This window comes from Streptomyces sp. GD-15H (assembly GCF_045291515.1).
Taxonomy (GTDB): Bacteria; Actinomycetota; Actinomycetes; order Streptomycetales; family Streptomycetaceae; genus Streptomyces.
This window is the reverse complement of the sequence record NZ_CP149447.1, coordinates 7797756-7813193: the sequence shown is the minus strand read 5'-3', so window position 1 is coordinate 7813193 and position 15438 is coordinate 7797756. Positions and strand designations below refer to the sequence as shown.

General features: G+C 69.2%; 13 protein-coding genes and 2 pseudogenes. 10 read left to right on the top strand and 5 right to left on the bottom strand.

Annotation, left to right across the window (positions count from 1 at the left end; genetic code table 11):
* Nucleotides 1–48 precede the first annotated feature (48 nt).
* Nucleotides 49–276: pseudogene (locus tag WJ438_RS36965) on the bottom strand (hypothetical protein); the annotation flags it as partial.
* A 352-nt stretch (nt 277–628) separates the two neighbouring features.
* On the opposite strand from WJ438_RS36965, the gene WJ438_RS36960 reads away from it, so the two are divergent.
* Together WJ438_RS36960 and WJ438_RS36955 are read left to right on the top strand one after the other, a co-directional pair.
* Nucleotides 629–1594, top strand: coding sequence for a YihY/virulence factor BrkB family protein (locus WJ438_RS36960; RefSeq protein ID WP_406729049.1), 966 nt, complete (start codon nt 629–631; stop codon nt 1592–1594).
* A 116-nt stretch (nt 1595–1710) separates the two neighbouring features.
* Nucleotides 1711–1980 (top strand): hypothetical protein, encoded by a 270-nt coding sequence (locus WJ438_RS36955; RefSeq protein WP_406729048.1) that lies wholly within the window; start codon nt 1711–1713, stop codon nt 1978–1980.
* A gap of 207 nt (nt 1981–2187) precedes the next feature.
* Here WJ438_RS36955 and WJ438_RS36950 read toward each other — a convergent pair whose 3' ends face one another.
* Complete coding sequence (locus tag WJ438_RS36950) at nt 2188–3576, bottom strand: IS1380 family transposase (protein ID WP_406724285.1); 1389 nt, start codon at nt 3574–3576, stop codon at nt 2188–2190.
* A gap of 200 nt (nt 3577–3776) precedes the next feature.
* On the opposite strand from WJ438_RS36950, the gene WJ438_RS36945 reads away from it, so the two are divergent.
* Nucleotides 3777–4499 (top strand): VOC family protein, encoded by a 723-nt coding sequence (locus WJ438_RS36945; protein ID WP_406729047.1) that lies wholly within the window; start codon nt 3777–3779, stop codon nt 4497–4499.
* Nucleotides 4500–5015: 516 nt separating this feature from the next.
* Here the strand turns inward: WJ438_RS36945 and WJ438_RS36940 are convergent.
* Nucleotides 5016–6011: a GlxA family transcriptional regulator gene (locus tag WJ438_RS36940; RefSeq protein ID WP_406729046.1), complete on the bottom strand. Its 996-nt coding sequence runs from the start codon at nt 6009–6011 to the stop codon at nt 5016–5018.
* Nucleotides 6012–6140: 129 nt separating this feature from the next.
* On the opposite strand from WJ438_RS36940, the gene WJ438_RS36935 reads away from it, so the two are divergent.
* From WJ438_RS36935 to WJ438_RS36925, 3 genes are all read left to right on the top strand, one after another.
* The gene (locus WJ438_RS36935) at nt 6141–6938 is read left to right on the top strand and encodes a dienelactone hydrolase family protein (RefSeq protein ID WP_406729045.1); all 798 of its coding nucleotides are present in this window, start codon (nt 6141–6143) and stop codon (nt 6936–6938) included.
* 546 nt (nt 6939–7484) lie between these two features.
* Nucleotides 7485–7784, top strand: a complete 300-nt coding sequence (locus tag WJ438_RS36930) for a hypothetical protein (RefSeq protein ID WP_406729044.1) — start codon at nt 7485–7487, stop codon at nt 7782–7784.
* Nucleotides 7785–7832: 48 nt separating this feature from the next.
* Nucleotides 7833–8063 (top strand): hypothetical protein, encoded by a 231-nt coding sequence (locus WJ438_RS36925; RefSeq protein ID WP_406729043.1) that lies wholly within the window; start codon nt 7833–7835, stop codon nt 8061–8063.
* 149 nt (nt 8064–8212) lie between these two features.
* Here WJ438_RS36925 and WJ438_RS36920 read toward each other — a convergent pair whose 3' ends face one another.
* The gene (locus WJ438_RS36920) at nt 8213–9337 is read right to left on the bottom strand and encodes a CapA family protein (protein ID WP_406729042.1); all 1125 of its coding nucleotides are present in this window, start codon (nt 9335–9337) and stop codon (nt 8213–8215) included.
* Between the two features lie 349 nt (nt 9338–9686).
* Here WJ438_RS36920 and WJ438_RS36915 point away from each other — a divergent pair.
* Nucleotides 9687–10093, top strand: a pseudogene (locus WJ438_RS36915) (YciI family protein).
* A gap of 8 nt (nt 10094–10101) precedes the next feature.
* Nucleotides 10102–11277, top strand: coding sequence for an RNA polymerase sigma factor (locus WJ438_RS36910; RefSeq protein ID WP_406729922.1), 1176 nt, complete (start codon nt 10102–10104; stop codon nt 11275–11277).
* A 181-nt stretch (nt 11278–11458) separates the two neighbouring features.
* On the opposite strand, the gene WJ438_RS36905 is transcribed toward WJ438_RS36910, so the two are convergent.
* On the bottom strand, nt 11459–12145 hold the full coding sequence (locus WJ438_RS36905) for a TetR family transcriptional regulator (protein WP_406729041.1): 687 nt from the start codon (nt 12143–12145) through the stop codon (nt 11459–11461).
* A gap of 100 nt (nt 12146–12245) precedes the next feature.
* Between WJ438_RS36905 and WJ438_RS36900 the strand changes: the two genes are divergently transcribed.
* Both WJ438_RS36900 and WJ438_RS36895 read left to right on the top strand, forming a co-directional pair.
* Complete coding sequence (locus tag WJ438_RS36900) at nt 12246–13832, top strand: methylmalonyl-CoA mutase (protein ID WP_406729040.1); 1587 nt, start codon at nt 12246–12248, stop codon at nt 13830–13832.
* A gap of 4 nt (nt 13833–13836) precedes the next feature.
* A complete protein-coding gene (locus WJ438_RS36895; protein WP_406729039.1) occupies nt 13837–15435 on the top strand; it encodes an acyl-CoA carboxylase subunit beta in 1599 nt (532 codons plus the stop codon).
* The last annotated feature ends 3 nt before the right edge of the window (nt 15436–15438 follow it).

The following is a 15438-nucleotide window of genomic DNA, read 5'->3' as shown; positions in this document are numbered from 1 at the left end:
CTCCGCGCGGATGGAACCCGTGCCGGCCGACTTCGCCGAGGTGGTGCGACGCTGCCGCAGCGCGCGTGGACAGGCCGGACCGAACTTCACGCTCCACCGCCGGATCGTCTCGTACGAGACGGTCACGCCCCGGGTGAGCAGCAACTCCTCGACCTCGCGGTAGCTCAGCGGGAAGCGGTGGTGGAGCCACACGCCGTGGGCGATGACCTCCGCCGGGAACCGGGGCCCCTGTGCACGACGGCGACACGACGCCCCTCCCGACGGCCAAGGACTCAGGAACCGTCCCAAGAGCTCCGCGTGTCAACCAAGTTGACAACGCCTGGGACGGTCACCGCCTGCGCCGCCGAGGTGAATGCGCCAAGGCCGGGTCCCACGGCCACGGTTCCCTGCGGAAAGACTCTGTGCTTCCGTCCTTCGGTCATGATGCGCGTCCCTTGTTCGTCCCTGACTCCCGAACACCGCGTCCGGAATAACCGATTCCGCTGGGTATGCGCACGCTTGGGATGATTCACCCGCTGTCCCCGGCGATCTTATGGACCCGATGTGAGGCGCTACAAGAGGTGTGACGACAGGGAAAAGGGCGATCAATAAGTGGAGCAGACCCACTCGAGGCGAGGAGTGTGCGCGTATGGGAACCGTCGTCCACGTCCCGCAGACCCGGGACATGCTCGGGGACGAACTTTCCGGCGACGAGGCGTTCGCCGCGCTGCGGCACTACGGAAGCCTGCGGCTGCTCACCGACTCCTTCGCCCGCTTCCGCTACGCGGACGGGTTCACCAACGCCCGGGCGCTCGCCTTCCAAGTTGTTCTCGGCCTGGTGCCGTTCACCGTGGCGCTGGTAGGCCTGGCGACCTCGGTGCACACCGAGAGCGTGGGACGGGTCATCGAACTCACCCTCGGCCGCATCGTGCCCGGTGCCAGCGCCGACCTCGTCCAGGACGCCTTCGACGGGACGCGGCGCAGTGCCCACGGCGACATCGGGGCCACGCTGGCCCTGTGGCTCGGTCTGGGCTTCGCCCTGCTGAACCTCGCCTCGGCCATGGGCCAGATCGAGCGGGGCGCCAACCGCATCTACGGCATCGAACGCGACCGTCCCTTCCCTCGTAAGTACGGCAGGGCCGTCCTCCTCGCGCTCACGGCCGGCCTGCCGCTGGTGCTCGGTTTCGTCGTGCTCGTCGCCGGCGACGCCGTCGGCGACGCGGTGGCCCGCGTGGTCGGGGGGCCGGGCAGCGGCACAGGATGGTGGGACGCGTTCGACCTGCCGGTGGGGCTGGCGCTGGCGTGGGTCGCCTCCGCGGTGATCTTCCGCTGGTCGCCGCGACGGGTCCAACCCGGCTACACGTGGCTGGCTTTCGGCTCGGCCGTCCATCTCCTGCTGTGGGTCGCGGCGACGCGGCTGCTCGCGCTCTACGTCGAGGGGAGCGGCGCGTTCGGCGCCCTGTACGGGCCGCTCACCGCCTTCGTCGCCCTGCTGCTGTGGGCCAACCTCACCGCTGTCGCCCTCTTCCTCGGCATCGCGTTCGCGGCCCAGTTGGAGGCGGCGCGTGCCGGTATCGACGGCGCGGTACAGCCGGATCCCGGGCCGGGCCGCTGACCGGCGAGGAGGAGACGCCGGCGCCGGTACGGGGCGCGCGGTTGCCGTGTTGTCAGTTCTGCAGCCCTTGTCACGACAGCCCGGCGGAAGCAGCGCCCCGAGGAGCGAGTCCTGGCATGTTCTCGTTGACGATCGGCGTCGTCATCGGGCTCGTGCTCGGGATGTCCGCCTTCGGCAACCTGGCGATCGGCCTGGCACTCGGTAGCGGTACAGGCGGAGTCCTCGGCCTCACAGACACCGTTGCAGTGCTGGCTGTGCTGCCCGGCCTGTTCGTCCTGTTCGCCGACGGCGCCTCTCCCCGGGCAAGCGCGCCGGGCGGCTCCGCGCAGGCCGGTTCCCTGGACGACCAAGTCATAGCCATCGAGGACGATCGCGCGCGTCGCTGATCGCTCTGGCTGCGTCGAAACTCGGCTGCGGATGACACCGGCTCGCCCTTAGCCTCGATCCACCGACGTAGTCTGAAGTTGATCTTCTGGTGGGTCTCCGGGCCGGTGGCTGGGTGCGGGCAGGTGGTATCCGCTGGTCTGCCCAGCATTTCCACGGTTCGGTTCCGGTCGGGCCCTTGCGGACGGGGCGGACAGGGACTGTTCGTATCAGCCAGGCCCGTGGGCGGTGGAGAACAGGTGTGTCCAGGCGGGCTGCCAGGGCCAGTTGTGCGGCAGGTGCAGGGTGATGCGGCGGGCGGAGCGGGCGATCCGGGCCGGAACGTGGACCAGGTGGGTACGGATCGTGGCGGTGGTGGCCCTGGCGTGGAACGCGGAGGCCAAGGAACCGGTGGCCCGCAGCAGGTTGTAGGTCATCGCCCACAGGGTGAGCCAGGCGGCGTTGGCATGGAAGTGCCCGGACGGCAGGTGGGCCAGTGCCCCGGCCTTGCTGTCCGCGATGACCTGCTCGATGACCGCGTGGTGGCGGTGTTCCCGCTCGGCCTGGAGGGTTTGTGCGGGCTGGTCGGTGAAGAAGGGGTGGTAGCGCCATACGGGAAACAACTCGCCCTGCGCACCCACGACGGCGGGTTTGGCCAGGTCACGGACCCGACGCACGATCAGCCGCGCGGTGACCCGCTCCGCTTTCCTGCGGCCGGCGAACGCGGTGTAGGCGGGTATCTCGGCGACCTCGGCGTCCGAGATGAGGTCACCGGTCTCGGGATCGGGCACCGCGGTCGGGTACGTGATCGGCTGCCAGGCCTGGTCGGGGATGCCGAGGACGGCCCGCTTGACGGAGGGGTTCATGCCGGTGGTGATCGAGAAGTGGGCGCCGGCCCGGCGGCAGGCGGCGATCACCCCGGCGTTGTAGAACTGCGAGTCCGCGCGCAGGATCCGGGTGCCGGTGCAGCCCGCCTCGACGGCGGTGGCCAGGGCCTCACTGACGAACTTCGGGGCCCCACGGGAATCGGCCGCCTTGCCCCGGCGCATCCGCACTCCGGCGATCACCGGCCGGGAATGCGGGGTGCAGACCGTGGCGAGCAGGGGGTGCAGGGTGCGGATGCCCCTGAACCGGCCGTACTCGGCGCCCTGCTTGGCCCGGCCGTAGACCCGCTTGTGGGTGGAGTCGACGTCGATGAACGCCTTCTCGCCGGAGCCGGGAAGCAGCGGGGTGTGCGCGGCCAGTTGACCGAGGAACCTGCGGTGCACGGCGTGGAGTTGGAGGGCGTGACCGTGGGTGAACGCGCGCAGGAACGTGCCCAGCGTGGACGGCGCACGGACCCCTTGGAACAGGGCCGGCAGCGCGCCGTGCCGCAGGGTGTGGAGGTCGTCAATGCTGTTCGCACCGGCGGCCATGCCGGCCACGATGCTGCTGACCTTGGCGTCCGCCGCGGCACCCGCCCCGTTCTTCGCCCCGGTCAGCTTCACCCTCTCCGCCACCAGCCGCGACAGCCCGCACCGCTCGGCCAGCCGCAGCACCGGAACCAGCCCGGCCTGCGCGACCAGGTTCGGGTCATCGAACGCAGCGGAGACCGCCGCTGGGGTATGGGAAACTTGCATCTCGGAAGTGCCTTGCCGATCGTGCGTACTGGAAGCCTCAAGAACTCCCATCATCGCAGGTCACAAGGCACTTCCTCGTTTCTCGAAGAGTCATCCACAGCCATCAGGTCGGTGGATTCAGGCTTAGGCTTCCCGTTCACGGGGCTGACGGGGCGCCCTGTCGACAGTGGGCAGTCAGCGGATCGGAGATGCACAGGAGAATGACTTCTCAACTGTTCGCGGTCTGCTTCGATGCGAGCCGACCCCTGCGTCTCGCGCAGTTCTGGTCCGGGGTCCTGGGCTGGGAGCTGGCCGACGACCCACCCGACGGCGTCGCGCTCCTGCCCAGCGATGACACCGGGTTCCGCATCCGTTTCCCTCCGAGCCGGGAACAGAAGATCGGCCAGAACCGGATGCACTTCGATCTGACGAGTACCTCCCTAAAGGATCAGCGGCAGACGGTGGCCAGGGCGCTGGGGCTCGGCGCACGGCACATCGATGTCGGCCAACGCCCGGAAGACGGTCATGTGGTGCTCGCCGACCCCGAGGGCAACGAGTTCTGCGTCATCGAGCCGGGCAACAGCTTCCTTGCCGACTGCGGCTTCATCGGAGCGCTGGCCTGCGACGGTTCGCAGGAAGTCGGGTACTTCTGGAGCGAAGCGCTGGAGTGGCCGCTGGTCTGGGATCAGGATCAGGAGACCGCGATCCGCTCGCCGCACGGTGGTCCGAAGATCACCTGGGGTGGTCCGCCGCTGATGCCGAAGACGGGCAAGAACCGGCTGCATTTCGACCTCGCGCCACCTGTCCACGGTGATCGGCAGGCAGAGGCCGAGCGTTTGCTCTCCCTCGGGGCGACTCGTATCGACACCGGCCAGGGCGAGGTCGGCCGGGTGGCGATGGCCGATCCCGACGGCAACGAGTTCTGTGTGCTGAAGCCCAGGTAGCGCGGCAACAGACCCCGGAAACGACAGAGATCCCGGCCGATCATCATGATCGCCGGGATCTCGTCAACCGCCTTCGGACGGACTCAGAGACAGTGAGCTGCCCGCGGATCGCCCCAGCTCTTGGCGTCGCGGGTGACACGCCCGTCGGTGACGACCACGGCCGTGTGGGCGCGGTGGACGGGGCCTGCTGTTCCTTGACCCGGCACACCATAGGGGAACCGGCCTTGGCGGCGACGGTGGTGTGCTTGGCCTGCACCACCAGACGGCCCCGCCGGATGCGGCCGGCGATGACCTCGGCGCCCTGGTTTCCTGCCCGCCCGTTCGGGGTCGACACCCACGATCCGGGCCGCTTCCTTGTAGCTCACGCCCGGTGACACTGGCTGAAGTCGAAGTGCTCTCCCGGCTTCAGCCGGGAGATTCCTGCCTACCCCGCGGCGGCGGGCTTGGAGAGGCCCTGCCCTCATGCGCGTAAAGCCGGAAGAGCACCACGTCAGGAAGGTCTCACCTCTCCGTTCGTCAGGTTGACGCGTGAGGGTCGCGGCGACGATGGAATATCGCGCGGTACTCCCTCGGACGCCGGCCCGTGTGTCTGGCAAAGATGCCGCTGAACGCCCCGGGGTCGCGGTACCCGACGTCGGCGGCGATGCGGGCGACGGTCCTGTCGGTCGTCTCCAGCAGGTGTGCGGCTCGGCGCACCCGGACCGTCTGCAGGTACGCGAGTGGCGTCTCGCCGGCTTCCTCGCCGAAGCGCCGGAGCATGGTTCTTGTGCTGACGTGGAACTCCTGGGCGAGGGTGGCCAGGTCATAACGGGCACTGAGGTTCTGGTCGAGCCATCGCTTGACGCTGAGCGAGAACTCCCTGCCCACAGTGGGGAGGAGCCCCGAGTCGACATAGGAAGCCTGCGTGGAACGTGCATCATCGACAAGGGCGATACGGGCGGTGCTACGGGCGACGCGGGGGCCGTCGTGCTCGCGAATGAACTGCAGCGCGAAGTCGTACATGGCGCTGAAGGCCGCTGTGGTCGTCACCCCCCGGTCAGTCACGACCAAGCTCTCCGGGCGGAGGCGCACGTCGGCGTACCGTTCGGCGAACCGATCCGCGAACAACCAGGACGTGGTCGCTTCGCGCCCGCCGAGCAGCCCGGCTTCAGCAACCAGGAAGGCGCCCACGCAGATCGATACGACAGCGGTCCCGGAGGCCGCCTGCGATCGGATCGACGCTACTTCCGGTCCCAGGTTTGCCAGTGTCGCGCCGAGATCGACCGTGGGCGAAAGCTCGAAGCCCGGCACGATCAGGACGTCTACCGGGCGAATCGCCGAGGCGTCGAGGGCCGAGCCGCCGGACGCGATCACACGCCGCCGGGGCGAGATGACCGACACCTCGTAGGCCGGCTGAACCGACCCTTGCGCCGCGGCGACGTGAGTTGCCATTACCAGGAGGTCGGGGACTCCGAACACCTCCGACGCGAAGCAGCCAGGGTAGGCCAGCACACCGACTCGCAGCGGACTCATACGGCCCCTCCGGCGCTTTCGAACGGATGGCGATATTACCGGGATACGTGGCGATGCCGCCGCTTCTCAGGAGGGCGGCCACTCCTCATCATCTAGGTCATGACAATCATGCGAGGACAGAACGACCCCTTGGACGACTTCTCGCGGAGAACCATCAGCGTCGATGGTGTCGACAAAACCGTGTACGTTGCCGCCGGGTCAGGACCAGCAGTCATCCTCATGCCCGAGATGCCGGGTATCAGTCCCGACATCGCACGGTTCGCGCGTTGGGTGCGAGATGCCGGCTTCTCCGTGTACCTGCCCTCCCTTTTCGGCGTCGACGGCGCCTATCCGCTCGCCGAGGCAGGCGAGACCATCGTTCGCCGCGCGTGCGTCAGCGCCGAGTTCCGAGCGTTTGGCGGTGGTGGTACCAGCCCCGTCGTCACATGGCTGCGCGGCCTCGCCCGCCTGGCGCACACCGAGCGGGGCGGGCCCGGCGTCGGCGCCGTCGGTCTGTGTTTTACCGGCAACTTCGCCCTGACCATGGCGCTGGAACCCGCTGTCATCGCACCAGTGGTCAACCATCCGTCGCTTCCGCTCGACGACCCCGGCGGTCTGGAGATCAGCGACGCAGACGCTGCTGCCGTGGCTGAACGCGTGGCACGAGACGGACTGAAGGTTCTCGCCTACCGCTTCGACAACGACAGGTGGTGCCCTGGCCAGCGGTTCGCGGCCTACCGAGCACTGCTCGGGGACGCGTTCGACGGCCGCGTACTCAAAGCCGATACGGCGAACACGAACCCTCCGCCCTTCTTCCGTGACGTCGTCGGTTGCGCCCACAGCGTCGTCACGGCTCACCTCGTCGACCAGGACGGTCATCCCACCCTGCAGGCTCGGAACGAGATCATCACTTTCCTGGCCGAGCGGCTCGGCACGCAGTGGGAATGAGCCCGCCATCGCGGCTGCCGGCGACCAGTTCCGACGCAGCCGGCGAAGCAGCAGGAGAAGGCCCCGGCTCGGTCGTCGCCCTGGTGGGCAAGCCACCGGTTCGCCGGACGGACCCGGGCCCATCACGCCGCCTGCCGCCCATCGCTCGCCGCGGCATATCCCGTATACCCACATACAGAAAAGTCGGATTGTGGTGACGGAACCCATTGAATTATCCGGGGCGGTGCAGTTCGAGAACAGTTCGCGAGAATGGAATGTGATGCAGCCCATCCCATGGGCTCCTATTACGTGTGCCGACCCCCGGTAAACTCCTCACCGGAGCCACAGGCTCTGCTCACATGTTGTCCGAGGAGGGGGAGAAGAATGAGTATCCGACGGTTATGGAGTTGTGTCGCTCTGGGAGCACTCGCACTCGGTGCCGCAGCGGCACCGGCGGCGGCGTCACCACTGGCACCGAGCACGGTGGGTGATGTGTGCGGCGCGGGCTACGCATACGTCCACGCGGAGCCCGTTGTACGTTCCGGCAGCATCCTGCCGGCGGGGACCGTGTATCTGGAATACAATCCGTACACACGCTCATTCTGCGGTTTCGCAGTGAAATCCCGGTGGGTGGGCGTGGCGACGGACATGCATGTCGCCACGGTGGGGGCGTCCGGCACGGCCGACAAGAGCAATTCACTGTCCGGCCCGAGCCTGTACGCGATCGGCCCGTCCCGTGAGACGGCGTGGGAGTACGACGGCCAGGACTGCGTGTTGTTCGGAGCGCGCATTTCCGATCCGGAGGGAAACCAGTACTTCCATCAGTCGGCTAATGCCGCGATCGGATACACACGATTTTGCGTCTGAGATCGCCCGGCGTTTATTCGGTCTTCCAGACGCTCGTAGCCTGACCGTGTGAGAATTCCTCACGCGGGGAGTTCGTACAACGGGGAGGACCGTTACAAGTTCTGCTCGGACCCGGGCGAACTCCAGGCATATGAGGTCGCGGTGATCCGGGAGAAGCTCACCGGCATCCACCGGTTCATCGCCGGGGTCGTCGTCCCGCATGCGGCCCTCCAACCGAAGGACCGGTGGATCAAGCACCTGAACACCCGTTCAGCTCGGTCGAGTTCACACTCGAGGTGATCGCCGACTGCATCGAGGCCCGACCGGCGGGGCCGGCCGTTTCACGGCCGGCTCCGCCCCGTCCGCAGCGGGTGAGCACCGCACTCCTCCCCCGCCCGCCGGCCCAGCCTGCGCGACCGGTGCGGCGATGGGGAACGGGGGGCGGGACGTCAGCACCCCGGGCGTTGACGGCTCGGTTCCAGTGAGAGCGTGCCGTCCGGTTCGAGGACCGGGTGCACGGGAGCGCTGACACGGCCGAGGGTTGCGTGCATCCAGGTGGCGTCCTGGTGCGAGGCGGGTTCCAGCCGCATACGCCGGGAACACAAGGTCCTCATGCGCAGGCCGAGAAACCGGCCGGTGTCCGCCGCCACCGTGACGAAGTAGGCGAGCCGGAGGTCGTCGCGGTACTTTTCGTAACCGCTGATGCCCTCGTAGTCGTCGATGAAGTCGCCGCAGCCGTGCAGCACCAGCCTCTGCCGGTACACCTCGATGGGGCGGGGGTGGTGCGAGGAGTGCCCGTGGACGAGGTCGGCGCCGCCGTCCACCAGGGCGTGCGCGAAACGGATCTGCTCACGTGGGACGTGGTAGCCCCAGTTGGAGCCCCAGTGCACGGACACGACCACGATGTCGCCCGCACGTTTCATCCGCTGTATGCGCTCCACCACCGCGGCGGCCGTGGTGGCCGACAGGTCGGGGACATGGGCGACGCCGGAGCGGGCCGCGGTCGCCGCCCAGCCGGACGGGATACCGCTGGAGCTCGCCCCCAGGGCGAAGACGAGGACACGGCCGCCGGTTCCGACGGGGGCTGCCGCCGGCCGGTACGCCTCGTCGGCATTCCGCCCGGCGCCCGCCACCCGCAGGCTCGAGCGGTCGAGCGTCTCCAGCGTCTCCGCCAGGCCCGCTCGGCCGAAGTCCAGCACATGGTTGTTGGCCAGGACGCAGACGTCGGGCCGGGCCACCGTAAGGGCGGGCACGTTGGCTGGATGCATACGGTAGTGAACCGCCTTGCCGGGGACGAACGCGTCACTGCGCGTGAGGGAGGTCTCGAGGTTGACAATCCGTACGTCCGGGGCGGCCACGTCCAGCAGTCGGAGTGCCTCACCCCACGGCCAGGACGGGGGCACGGGGGCCGGGATCGGTCCATTGACCGACTCGACCATACGGACGTAGGCGCGGGCATCCGCGACGCAGGTCTCCCGCAGCGCCGGATCGCCGGGGTGGGCCAGGATCTGGTCCACCCCGCGGCCGAGCATCACATCGCCGCACACGAACAGCGTCACCACGTCGCTGCGCATACCACAACGGTAAACGCGCCCCTGCCGAGAGGGGCCGGGCTCCACAAGGGTCCAGCGAGCCGAGCGCGGCGGTCGTGTCGCGGGGCGGACGCCCGGACCTGGCCGGCGACGCGCTCCCTCCGGTGGCCGCACCTGCTCACTGCCGGCGGCAACGAGACGGTGCTCGACCTGAACCTGCGGGCCGCCGGCAGGCTGACCGCGGAGCGCGACATCCACGTGGTGTCCGGCGCGACCCACCTCTCCCACGAGAGCCAGAAGAATCGGACGCCGATGTCGAGAACCTGTGGCTGGCTACGTCTCCCCCGTGAACGCGACCACAATGGGTCGCACCAGTACCGAGGAGAACACGATGGCCAAGTATTTGCTGCTCAAGCACTACCGCGGTGCTCCGGCATCGGTCAACGACGTACCCATGGACCAGTGGACGCCGGAGGAGATCTCGGCCCACGTCCAGTACATGAACGACTTCGCGGCCCGGCTCGAGAAGACCGGCGAGTTCGTCGACAGCCAGGCGCTCGCCCCCGAGGGGACGTTCGTCCGGTACGACGGCGAGGGGCGCCCGCCGGTCACCGACGGCCCGTTCGCCGAGACCAAGGACCTCATCGCCGGCTGGATGGTCATCGACGTCGACAACCACGAACGTGCCGTCGAGCTGGCCGGGGAACTGTCGGCCGCCCCGGGGCGGGCGGGAAGCCGATCCACGAGTGGCTCGAGGTGCGCCCCTTCCTGGCCGCGCCGCCCACCATCACGGAGTGACCTCGTCCATGAACGAGGTCCTGCTCCGGAGCATCACGCCGCGCGTGCTCGGAATCCTCGTCCGCCGCGGAGCCGACTTCGCGGCGGCCGAGGACGCCGTGCAAGACGCGCTCGTCGAGGCGGTCCGCGTCTGGCCGGCAGACCCTCCGCGGGACCCGAAAGGCTGGCTGGTCAGCGTGGCCTGGCGCCGGTTCCTCGACTCGACCCGGGCGGACGCCGCCCGCCGCCGGCGTGAGGGCCTCGTCGACGAGGAGCCGGCGCCCGGGCCCGCGTCCGCGGTGGACGACACACTTCAGCTCTACTTCCTGTGCGCCCACCCGTCGCTGACTCCGTCGTCCGCGGTCGCGCTCACGCTGCGCGCCGTCGGCGGGCTGACCACCCGCCAGATCGCCCAGGCCTACCTGGTGCCCGAGGCGACCATGGCGCAGCGCATCAGCCGGGCCAAGCGCACCGTCTCCGGCGTACGGTTCGACCAGCCCGGCGACGTCGCCACCGTGCTGCGCGTCCTCTACCTGGTCTTCAACGAGGGCTACTCCGGCGACGTCGACCTCGCCGCCGAGGCCATCCGGCTCACCCGGCAGCTCGCGGCCGCCATCGAGCACCCCGAGGTGGCGGGGCTGCTCGCCCTCATGCTGCTCCACCACGCCCGGCACGCCGCCCGGACCGCGCCCGACGGCAGCCTGGTGCCGCTCGCCGAGCAGGACCGCGGCCGGTGGGACACGGAGTTGATCGCCGAGGGCGTCGGGATCCTCCAGGCGGCCCTCGCCCGCGACCGGCTGGGCGAGTTCCAGGCCCAGGCCGCCATCGCGGCCCTCCACGCGGACGCGCCCACCGCCGAGGAGACCGACTGGGTGCAGATCGTCGAGTGGTACGACGAACTCGCGCGCCTGACCGACAGCCCGGTCGTCCGGCTCAACCGCGCGGTGGCCATCGGCGAGGCCGACGGGCCGCGCGCCGGCCTGGCGGCGCTCGCGGCGCTGGACGACTCCTCCCCAAGCTCTTCGAGCAGGGGATGCCCCATGCCCCGCCACACCGCCGTGGCTGCGTACCTCCACGAGCGCGACGGCGACCTCGCGACGGCGGCCCGGCTGTACGCCGAGGCGGCCCGAAAGGCACCCAACCTCGCCGAGCGCGACCACCTGAACCGCCAGGCGGCCCGCCTCAACACCCGCCGGTGCCCCTGACGGGCACGCGCGGGGCCCAGGGGTCGAGAGGCTTGCCGATGAGCACGCGCCTGCCGATTCCGTGGGTTCCGCCGCCGAACCGGCCGCTGCTCGCCGCCGGCTCACCGCCGACGTCGTGGGGCGGCAGCGGCTGGGGCAGGACAGGTCCCTCATCGAGGGGCAAGGGGCATGACGGACGTGTTCACTGCTCGGGGTGGCCCTCGATGAGGCGTCGCAGTGAGGGGAGCAACGCGTCGATGTCCTGTCCGCTCCGGAAGGCGACGACCGTGGTGCCGCCGTCGTCCGTCTCCGAGCGGGACTGCGGGCCCGGGAACAGGGCGAGCACCTCGCGCATCGCGGCGTCGACCTCTCCGACAGGGTCGGGGGACTCGCCCCGGAGCCATCGGCGCAGCACGTGGTTGTGGGCCGCGACCACGGACGCGGCCATGAGCTCGGACCTGAGTGAGGCCGACTCGCTGGAGTCTCCCAGCCAGTTCGAGATGAACTCGCGGAACAGGCGCTGATAGCGGGCCACGCTGGCGATCTCGCGGTCGCGGAGCGCGGCGACCTTGCTGGTGAGCCGGTACCGCAGGCGGGCGAGGTCGCCTTCGTCGAGGTAGTGCAGCAGCACCAGGCGGACCGCGTCGGAGACGGCGGCCAGGGCGGTCTCGTGACTGGAGGTGGCCAGACGGTCCTTGATCTGATCGAGCATCCGGTCGTGGTCGGGGAAGATGACGTCTTCCTTCGCCGGGTAGTACCGGAAGAAGGTGGTGCGGCCCACACCGGCGCGTTCGGCGATGTCGTCGACGGTTGTCTGCTCGTATCCGCGCTCGTCGAACAGGGTGAAGGCGGCGTCCGAGAGCCGGGTTCGCGCGGCTGGCTTACTCATGATCACCCATCTTTCCTTGTCTCGCCCTCCGGTGGCCACTTGCCCAATGGAATGGTACTGCGTACCGTTCAAAAGAGATGGAGTACCGCAGGAGGTCACCGTGGGTTCTCTCGCACGCAGCGAGTCCGGGCTGCCGATTCAGCCGGTCTACGACGGCAGGACGCCGACGGACTTCGACGCGGACGCCAAGCTGGGCGCGCCGGGGCGGTTCCCGTTCACCCGGGGCGTGTACCCGTCGATGTACACCGGCAGGCCGTGGACGATGCGGCAGTACGCCGGCTTCGGCACCGCGAAGGAGTCCAACGAGCGCTACCACGAGCTGGTCGGCGCCGGCACCGGGGGCCTGAGCGTGGCCTTCGACCTGCCGACCCAGATGGGCTACGACTCCGACGAGCCCCTCGCCCGGGGCGAGGTCGGCAAGGTCGGTGTGGCGATCGACTCGATCCAGGACATGCGCACGCTGTTCCAGGGCCTGCCGCTCGACAAGGTCTCGACGTCGATGACGATCAACGCACCCGCCTCGACGCTTCTCCTGCTGTACCAGCTGGTCGCCGCCGAGCAGGGGGTCCCGGGCAACCTGCTGACCGGGACGATCCAGAACGACGTGCTCAAGGAGTACATCGCCCGCGGCACCTACATCTTCCCGCCGAAGCAGTCACTGCGGCTGATCAGTGACATCTTCGCCTACTGCCATCGTGAGCTGCCGCGCTGGAACACGATCTCCATCTCCGGCTACCACATGGCCGAGGCCGGGGCCACACCCGCGCAGGAGGTCGCGTTCACCCTCGCCAACGCCAAGGAGTACGTGCGCGCCGCGATCGCCGCAGGCCTGGACGTCGACGACTTCGCTCCGCGCCTGTCCTTCTTCTTCGTCGCCCGCACCACGCTGCTGGAGGAGATCGCGAAGTTCCGCGCCGCCCGCCGTATCTGGGCACGCGTCATGCGTGAGGAGTTCGGCGCCCGGAATCCGAAGTCGCAGATGCTGCGCTTCCACACGCAGACCGCGGGTGTGCAGCTGACGGCCCAACAGCCGGAAGTCAATCTCGTCCGGGTCGCGCTGCAGGGTCTGGGAGCGGTCCTGGGCGGGACTCAGTCCCTGCACACCAACTCCTACGACGAGGCCATCGCCCTGCCCACCCAGAAGGCAGCGCGACTGGCCCTGCGCACCCAGCAGGTCATCGCTTACGAAACCGATGTGACCAAGACCGTCGACCCCTTCGCCGGTTCCTACTTCATGGAATCGATGACCGACGAACTCGAGTCGGCAGCGCTGGAGTTGATGCAGGCCGTCGAAGACCGCGGCGGCGCCGTCGCGGCCATCGAGCAGGGTTTCCAGAAGTCCGAGATCGAACGCTCCGCCTACCTGATCGCTCAGGAGATCGACCACAAGGAACGCACCGTGGTCGGCGTCAACACGTTCGTCCTGGACGAGGAAGAACCGTACGAGCCGCTGCGCGTGGACCCCCAGATCGAATTCGACCAGTGTGAACGCCTCACCGCCCTGCGCAGGGACCGCGACAACGACGCCGTCGAACGCGCCCTCGGTACCCTGCGCACCGCCGCCCAGGGCACCGAGAACGTGCTCCCCGCGATGCGCGAGGCCCTGCGGGGGCACGCCACGGTCGGTGAGGTCTCCCACGCGCTGCGCAACGTCTGGGGCGTGCATGTCCCCCACGACACCTTCTGAACCGATGAGCCCCGGGGTGGTACAACCAGTGAACGACATCGACATTCGCACGACCGCGGGCAAGCTCGCGGACCTCCAGCGCCGCATCCACGAGGCGACGCACGCCAGCTCGGCCCGCGCCGTCGAGAAGCAGCACGCCAAGGGCAAGCTGACGGCCCGCGAACGGATCGCCCTGCTGCTCGACGAGGACTCCTTCGTCGAACTGGACGAGTTCGCCCGGCACCGCTCCACCCACTTCGGCCTGGACGAGAACCGCCCCTACGGCGACGGCGTCGTCACCGGCTACGGCACCGTCGACGGCCGCCCCGTCGCCGTCTTCTCCCAGGACTTCACCGTCTTCGGCGGCGCCCTGGGCGAGGTCTACGGACAGAAGATCGTCAAGGTGATGGACTTCGCGCTGAAGACCGGCTGCCCCGTCATCGGCATCAACGACTCCGGCGGCGCCCGCATCCAGGAGGGCGTGGCCTCGCTGGGCGCCTACGGCGAGATCTTCCGCCGCAACACCCACGCCTCGGGGGTGATCCCGCAGATCAGCCTGGTGGTCGGCCCGTGCGCGGGCGGCGCGGTCTACTCCCCCGCCCTCACCGACTTCACGGTGATGGTCGACCAGACCTCGCACATGTTCATCACCGGCCCGGACGTCATCAAGACGGTCACCGGCGAGGACGTCGGCTTCGAGGAGCTGGGCGGCGCCCGCACCCACAACACCGCCTCCGGCGTGGCCCACCACCTGGCCGGCGACGAGAAGGACGCCCTCGAGTACGTCCGGCAGCTGCTGTCCTACCTGCCGTCCAACAACCTCGCCGAGCCGCCGGCGTACCCGGAGGAGGCCGACCTGGCGGTCACCGACCAGGACCGCGCGCTGGACACCCTGGTGCCGGACTCCGCCAACCAGCCCTACGACATGCACACGGTGCTCGAGCAGGTGCTGGACGACGGCGAGTTCCTGGAGACCCAGCCGCTGTTCGCGCCGAACATCGTCACCGGCTACGGGCGGGTGGAGGGCCGCCCGGTCGGCGTCGTCGCCAACCAGCCGATGCAGTTCGCCGGCTGCCTGGACATCCGGGCGAGCGAGAAGGCGGCCCGCTTCGTGCGCACCTGCGACGCCTTCAACGTGCCGGTGCTCACCTTCGTGGACGTGCCCGGCTTCCTGCCCGGCGTGGACCAGGAGCACGACGGCATCATCCGGCGCGGCGCCAAGCTGATCTTCGCCTATGCGGAGGCCACCGTCCCGCTGATCACGGTCATCACCCGCAAGGCGTTCGGCGGCGCCTACGACGTGATGGGCTCCAAGCACCTGGGGGCCGACCTCAACCTGGCCTGGCCCACCGCCCAGATCGCGGTGATGGGCGCCCAGGGCGCCGTCAACATCCTGCACCGGCGCACCCTGGCCGGCGCGGACGAGCCCGAGGCCGTCCGGGCGCGGCTGCTGCGGGAGTACGAGGACGCCCTGCTCAATCCCTATGTCGCGGCCGAGCGCGGCTACGTGGACGCGGTGATCATGCCGTCCGAGACCCGCCGGCACCTGGTCCGCGGCCTGCGCCAGCTGCGCACCAAACGCGCCTCGCTGCCGCCCAAGAAGCACGGCAACATCCCCCTCTGACCC

Bases quoted from the DNA above. Each gene is read 5' to 3' on its own strand.
- WJ438_RS36960 (WP_406729049.1), top strand. From the start codon at position 629: ATGGGAACCGTCGTCCACGTCCCGCAGACCCGGGACATGCTCGGGGAC.
- WJ438_RS36950 (WP_406724285.1), bottom strand. From the start codon at position 3,576: ATGCAAGTTTCCCATACCCCAGCGGCGGTCTCCGCTGCGTTCGATGAC.
- WJ438_RS36905 (WP_406729041.1), bottom strand. From the start codon at position 12,145: ATGAGTAAGCCAGCCGCGCGAACCCGGCTCTCGGACGCCGCCTTCACC.
- WJ438_RS36920 (WP_406729042.1), bottom strand. From the start codon at position 9,337: ATGCGCAGCGACGTGGTGACGCTGTTCGTGTGCGGCGATGTGATGCTC.
- WJ438_RS36910 (WP_406729922.1), top strand. From the start codon at position 10,102: ATGAACGAGGTCCTGCTCCGGAGCATCACGCCGCGCGTGCTCGGAATC.
- WJ438_RS36945 (WP_406729047.1), top strand. From the start codon at position 3,777: ATGACTTCTCAACTGTTCGCGGTCTGCTTCGATGCGAGCCGACCCCTG.
- WJ438_RS36940 (WP_406729046.1), bottom strand. From the start codon at position 6,011: ATGAGTCCGCTGCGAGTCGGTGTGCTGGCCTACCCTGGCTGCTTCGCG.
- WJ438_RS36895 (WP_406729039.1), top strand. From the start codon at position 13,837: ATGAGCCCCGGGGTGGTACAACCAGTGAACGACATCGACATTCGCACG.
- WJ438_RS36955 (WP_406729048.1), top strand. From the start codon at position 1,711: ATGTTCTCGTTGACGATCGGCGTCGTCATCGGGCTCGTGCTCGGGATG.